This is a genomic window from Microcoleus sp. CAWBG640 (genome assembly GCF_020883015.1).
Classification (GTDB): domain Bacteria; phylum Cyanobacteriota; class Cyanobacteriia; order Cyanobacteriales; family Microcoleaceae; genus Microcoleus; species Microcoleus anatoxicus.
In genome coordinates this window covers 1-5,442 of the sequence record NZ_JAHRFC010000164.1, presented here as the reverse complement: position 1 = coordinate 5,442, position 5,442 = coordinate 1, and the positions used below count along the sequence as shown (strand labels likewise).

Annotated in this window: 6 protein-coding genes and 1 tRNA gene; 4 read left to right on the top strand and 3 right to left on the bottom strand. The window is 46.2% G+C overall.

Annotated features, from left to right (window positions below; all coding sequences use genetic code 11):
* The 3 genes from AAFP11_RS29610 to modB form a co-directional block, all read left to right on the top strand.
* Positions 1-382 (top strand): allophycocyanin (locus AAFP11_RS29610; protein WP_341740220.1); only part of this gene is annotated, 382 nt, incomplete at its 5' end.
* Positions 383-791: 409 nt separating this feature from the next.
* Positions 792-1,604, top strand: a complete 813-nt coding sequence (modA, locus tag AAFP11_RS29605) for a molybdate ABC transporter substrate-binding protein (protein ID WP_341740219.1) — start codon at positions 792-794, stop codon at positions 1,602-1,604.
* Between the two features lie 10 nt (positions 1,605-1,614).
* On the top strand, positions 1,615-3,462 hold the full coding sequence (gene modB / locus AAFP11_RS29600; RefSeq protein WP_341740218.1) for a molybdate ABC transporter permease subunit: 1,848 nt from the start codon (positions 1,615-1,617) through the stop codon (positions 3,460-3,462).
* Positions 3,463-3,529: 67 nt separating this feature from the next.
* Here the strand turns inward: modB and AAFP11_RS29595 are convergent, their stop codons facing one another.
* The 3 genes from AAFP11_RS29595 to AAFP11_RS29585 form a co-directional block, all read right to left on the bottom strand.
* Positions 3,530-3,703, bottom strand: a complete 174-nt coding sequence (locus AAFP11_RS29595) for a hypothetical protein (RefSeq protein WP_341740217.1) — start codon at positions 3,701-3,703, stop codon at positions 3,530-3,532.
* Between the two features lie 60 nt (positions 3,704-3,763).
* Positions 3,764-4,591 carry a nucleoside triphosphate pyrophosphohydrolase gene (gene mazG / locus AAFP11_RS29590; RefSeq protein WP_341740216.1) on the bottom strand — a complete coding sequence of 276 codons (828 nt, stop codon included), beginning with the start codon at positions 4,589-4,591 and terminating at the stop codon, positions 3,764-3,766.
* Positions 4,592-4,662: 71 nt separating this feature from the next.
* Positions 4,663-5,295: a metal-binding protein gene (locus AAFP11_RS29585; protein ID WP_341740215.1), complete on the bottom strand. Its 633-nt coding sequence runs from the start codon at positions 5,293-5,295 to the stop codon at positions 4,663-4,665.
* A 71-nt stretch (positions 5,296-5,366) separates the two neighbouring features.
* Between AAFP11_RS29585 and AAFP11_RS29580 the strand changes: the two genes are divergently transcribed.
* Positions 5,367-5,438: transfer RNA gene (locus AAFP11_RS29580), tRNA-Val, on the top strand.
* Positions 5,439-5,442: the final 4 nt, after the last annotated feature.

Genomic DNA, 5,442 nt, shown 5'->3' with positions numbered 1-5,442 from the left:
GCGGGTACGCATTGCTACTGCGCTTTCTGACAGTGAAAGAAAAATTGTTGATGAAGCTAGCAAAAAACTCTGGAAAAAACGCCCTGATTTTATTTCCCCTGGAGGTAATGCTTACGGTCAACGGGAACGGGCTTTGTGTCTGCGTGACTACGGCTGGTATTTGCGCCTGATTACCTATGGTATTTTGGCTGGAGACAAGGAACCCATCGAAAGCATCGGTTTGATTGGGGTTCGGGAAATGTACAATTCTCTGGGCGTTCCAGTTCCAGGGATGGCGGAAGCAATCCGCTGTTTGAAGGAAGCTTCTTTGGCTTTGCTCAATCAGGAGGATGCGAAGGAAGCTGCTCCTTATTTTGATTATATCGCTCAGGCAATGTCTTAATTGCTTTTTTGGCAGAGGTGGCGGAGCATTTACGTGATTTTGGGGTGAATTTGTCTCGCAATTGCTCGTAAATGTTTCGCTTCTGTTTTGTTGGCAAAGCGTGCTGAATTTCTATATTGTTAGCTGTTTTGAAATGGAAATCTTTACGAGTATCAGCTACTTTTTTATGCTGTTTGCCTAATTTGACAAGGGATTTTATATGACCACCCCGTCAGGGGATTAATTATGACTGCGTTCAATCCGACATTCCGCGATCGCCAGAATCAGTTAAGGTGGCATATGTAGGATGTGCTTTCATTAGTATCTTTATTCATCGATTATTATGAAAAAACGTCTAATATCGTTTTCGGCTGCATCGGAATGATTTAACCTTACTAGAACGCAGAGAACACAGAGGGAGATAAGAGAGATGAATAATTCCGATGTTACCGGATTTGATATAATTACTTTTTTCAGCAGTCTGCTTGTCACCCTCATACTGTCTGCTGGTTTAAATATAGTTTCGTCCCTACCAGCAGAGGCTCAATCGACAACACTTTTAATTGGGGCTGCCGCGAGTTTACAGAATGCGCTAGAGGAACTCGATCCCATTTTTGAGAAAGCCAATTCTGGTGTCGCTGTCAACTACAATTTTGCAGCATCAGGCCCTTTGCAACAGCAAATTGCACAGGGTGCACCCGTCGATGTCTTTATTTCTGCTGCAACTTTGCAGATGGACAAACTGCAAAACGAAAATCTAATCCTGAACGATACCCGCCACAATCTCTTGACCAATAATCTGGTTTTGATCGTGCCTAATAACTCCGCTTTGGGATTAACTAACTTTCGCCAGTTAACCAATTCTAATGTTAGGAAAATTTCCATCGGTGAGCCGCGCAGTGTTCCTGCTGGACGGTATGCCGCAGAATTATTCAGTAAATTGGGAATAACCGAGCAAGTGCGCTCAAAGTTGGTTTACGGCAACTCAGTTCGCAGCGTCTTGGGTGCGGTGGAAAGCGGTAATGCTGATGCAGGAGTTGTTTATGTGACAGATGCAAAAATTTCAAATCAAGTTAAGCAAGTCGCAACGGCACCGAGTAACTTACACTCACCGATTGTTTATCCCATCGCAGTCATTAAGGCAAGTCGAAATCAGCAATCTGCCCGCGCTTACGTTCAATTTTTAAGAACAAGACAAACTCAAGACATCTTCAAGAAATACGGATTTGGAATAGCTGAATGAGGCTGCTGCTATGTCTACGGATCTATCCCCCCTCTGGATTTCTCTCAAAACGGCTGGAATTGCAACCATTGCCACATTTTTTCTCGGTACTGCTGCGGCTTATTGGATGTTGGGCTATCGCGGTAGATGGAAATCATTGATTGAAGTAATTCTAATTTCGCCGCTGATTTTGCCACCTACTGTGGTGGGTTTTTTACTGCTGTTACTATTTGGCAGAAATGGTCCGATCGGACACTTGATGCAGCAATTTGACTTGACGATTATCTTTACTTGGTATGCCGCAGTAGTGGCGGCAACGGTTGTTTCATTTCCCCTGATGTACAAAACAGCATTGGGGGCGTTTGAACAAATAGACAGTAGTTTACTGCAAGTAGCCAGAACTTTGGGAGCTTCTCAAAGGCGCGTTTTTTTTCAGATTCTATTGCCCTTGGCTGCACCCGGACTTGTGGCAGGAATTACCCTCGCATTTGCACGAGCATTGGGAGAATTTGGAGCAACCTTAATGCTGGCGGGCAATATTCCCGGACAAACGCAAACCATGCCGATGGCTATCTATTTTGCGGTGGAAGCTGGAGAAATGAATGAGGCTTGGTTCTGGGCAATTTCTATTTTAATGCTCTCGCTGTCGGGAATAATAGCTGTGAACCTTTGGCAGCAGCGCTACGAACGCAAAAGACAGCAAATGCAAGCAGGGATGCTCGAAGCAAATGAGCCTGTAAATCGGGGCGGAAAACGCACGCAGCCGGCTCGTTTAGGGCATTCCATACAACGGCAACTGCCAACTTCAACTGCCGGATTGCTCGTCGATATTAAACAACAATTATCGAACTTTCAACTCGACACGGCTTTTACAGCACAGCAAGAAACTTTAGGGATACTCGGCGGATCGGGTTCGGGTAAAAGCATGACTCTCCGCTGTATTGCCGGTGTGGATACGCCTGGGAAAGGGCGAATAGTCTTGAATGGCCGATCGCTCTTTGATTCTGACAAAAACATTAACCTACCCAGCCACAAAAGAAATGTGAGTTTGGTGTTTCAAAATTATGCGCTGTTTCCCCACATGACAGTTGCTCAAAATATTGCCTTTGGGTTGCAGCATCTGCCAAAAGCAATGTGTCAGCAGCGAGTCGATCGACAGTTGGCTGGAGTGCAAATGCAGGGGTTGGGCGATCGCTATCCGCACCAACTTTCGGGGGGACAACAACAGCGGGTAGCGCTGGCGAGGGCCTTAGCAACTGAACCGGAATTGCTGCTGTTGGACGAGCCTTTTTCAGCGCTAGATACCTATCTCCGCAGTCAAATGGAGCGGCAGCTTGTGGAAAATTTAGCAACTTACCGCGGCATTACGTTATTTGTGACTCACAACCTGGAGGAGGCTTACCGAATTTGTGAAAATCTGATGGTGATGTCGGCGGGAAAAGCGATCGCCTATAACTCGAAACATCAGATTTTTGAGCATCCAAAAACGGTTCGCATTGCTCAACTTACTGGTTGTAAAAACTTTTCCCGTGCGGTGGTGCAGGGATCTAATTTAGTAGCAGCAACCGATTGGGGAATTACTTTGCAAGCGCTAGAAGCCCTGGACGATCGGTTCACCGATATTGGCATTCGCGCCCACCAAATTAGCATCACTAGCAATCCCGATCTTGATAATACCTATCCTTGTTGGTTGGCTGCCACCAGCGAAACGCCGCACCGGATGACGCTGTTTCTCAAATTCAACGGAATACCCGCAGGCGGACAGGATTACCACGTGCAAGCCGAAGTCTTTAAAGAAAACTGGCACGACATCAAAGATCGGCCTTTTCCCTGGTACGTGCGGCTCGATCCCGCCCGGTTGATATTGATGGTTGACTGATAGATAAAGCCAAGCTGTTACTCCCAGAGAACCTACGAACAGGAGAGCAACAATAGTCCTATAAAATTTACTGTTTCGGTGAAACTTCAGGATACAAACCCAATTCTTTACTTAATTGCCGCGCCAAGAAAATTAGAAACTTTGCACCATCCTGATTATCTTGATGCGCCATCATGGTTGCCAGTTGCATTAATGTTTTTACCAATCCCCCATCCATCAACTCCGGCTGACTGTCCAACACTTCTGGTTCTTGTCCGCTGGGACACTTGAGAAGTCGATCGATTAAGTTAAAGTTTTGATATTAGACATCGCCTGTTTGTTTAGCCACAATTTTTTTAGCTTGCTGCCAAATTGCCTCTAACTCTGCCACCGGATAATCAGATAAAGGTCGATCGCACTTAGCTTCAACTAAGGCAAACCGATCCACAAACCGCTGATTTGTCCCCTGCAAAGCAGCCGACGCATCTAAACCATACCAGCGAGCCAATTGGATTAACACAAACATAATATCTCCTAATTCCGACTCCTGGGCTGCTTTATCCTCATGTTTGAGCGCGTGTTCAAATTCAGCCATTTCTTCGTGAAATTTATCCCAAACACCATCCACAGTGTCCCAATCAAAACTCGCTTCCGCAGCTTTTTGAGAGATTTTCATCCCGGCGGCGATCGGAGGCAAAGTGCTGGCATAACGGCTCATTTTCGATGCGAAAGTTGGGGGTTTTTCAGCAGTTTCGCCTTTTTCGGCTGCTTTGATTTTTTCCCAGTTTTCGTTGACTTCATCGACGCTGTTGAGTTCGACATCGCCGAAAACGTGGGGATGTCGCCGAATTAGTTTTTCTGTAATCCCATTGGCGATTTCTGCGAGGGTAAATTGATTGGAGTCGCTGGCAATTTGAGCTTGGAGGACTACTTGTAATAGTAAGTCGCCCAATTCTTCGGCGATCGCATCTTGGTCTTGGCGACGAATGGCATCGACAGTTTCGTAAGCTTCTTCAATAATATGGGGAATGAGAGTTTGGGGTGTTTGGGCTAAATCCCAGGGACATCCGCCCTTGGGGTCGCGCAATTTTGCTACAACTTCGATTAACTTTTCTAGTGCTATGAGCGATCGACTTTGAGAATCAGACATGATCGTAATTTACCTGTAAGAGCAACCTTCAAAGGCGCCGAGGACGTTGTGATTGACCCAAACCATTAATTTTATTGCTTCTTCCTTTTTCCTGCTTGCTTCTTGTTGCTTCCTGGTACTAGAGATTTACTAGATTTGCGGATGGGAGCTTTGCGTTTTGCCACCTTGATTGTCTCAGGAGGATGCAGCCGGCTCAATCCTTTTTTTTTGAATCTTTTGTAAGCCGAGCCTCCCCAATCGCTCAAATAGTGGCTCATAGCGCCAAATTCTAGACCGATGTAAACAGCTAACAATTCGATCGGGTGTTTGGCGATCGAGTGCCAGCAACTTAAAAGCACTTGCTGCCAGTTCCAGGTTGGATTCCCGACTGTTTGAGTAATGGCCAACCCAAATATCCCCACAACTCCGAGCCAGGTAGCGAGGTACAAGATACGTACAGCAGTGCCAATCAAAGGGCCGTGGGACAGCCAAGAGCGGTGGCGCAGCCTTTTTTGGTAGGGTAGCCAAATCAGCTTGAACCATCCCCAGCGCTGATACTGACAGGAGTAGATATCCAAGTCGGGGCCAAACATCAGCCCGCCCAATAAAAAGCTGCCAGAAACCAGCAAAGTTAGATGACTGCTGCGAGTCTGGCCAAGGGTGAGGGCTGCGACAAAGGGCAAACTCCATAGTGTGATGCGATCGTGGGTACGGCCAGAGGGCATTTAAAAGTTTAGATTTTTTTACTTGATTTTTTTGGAATACTCTGATATCATAAATTCTTGTGAGTGCAATTGGGTGATTAGCTCAGTGGTAGAGCGCCTGCTTTACACGCAGGATGCCGTAGGTTCAAATCCTACATTACCCATCAA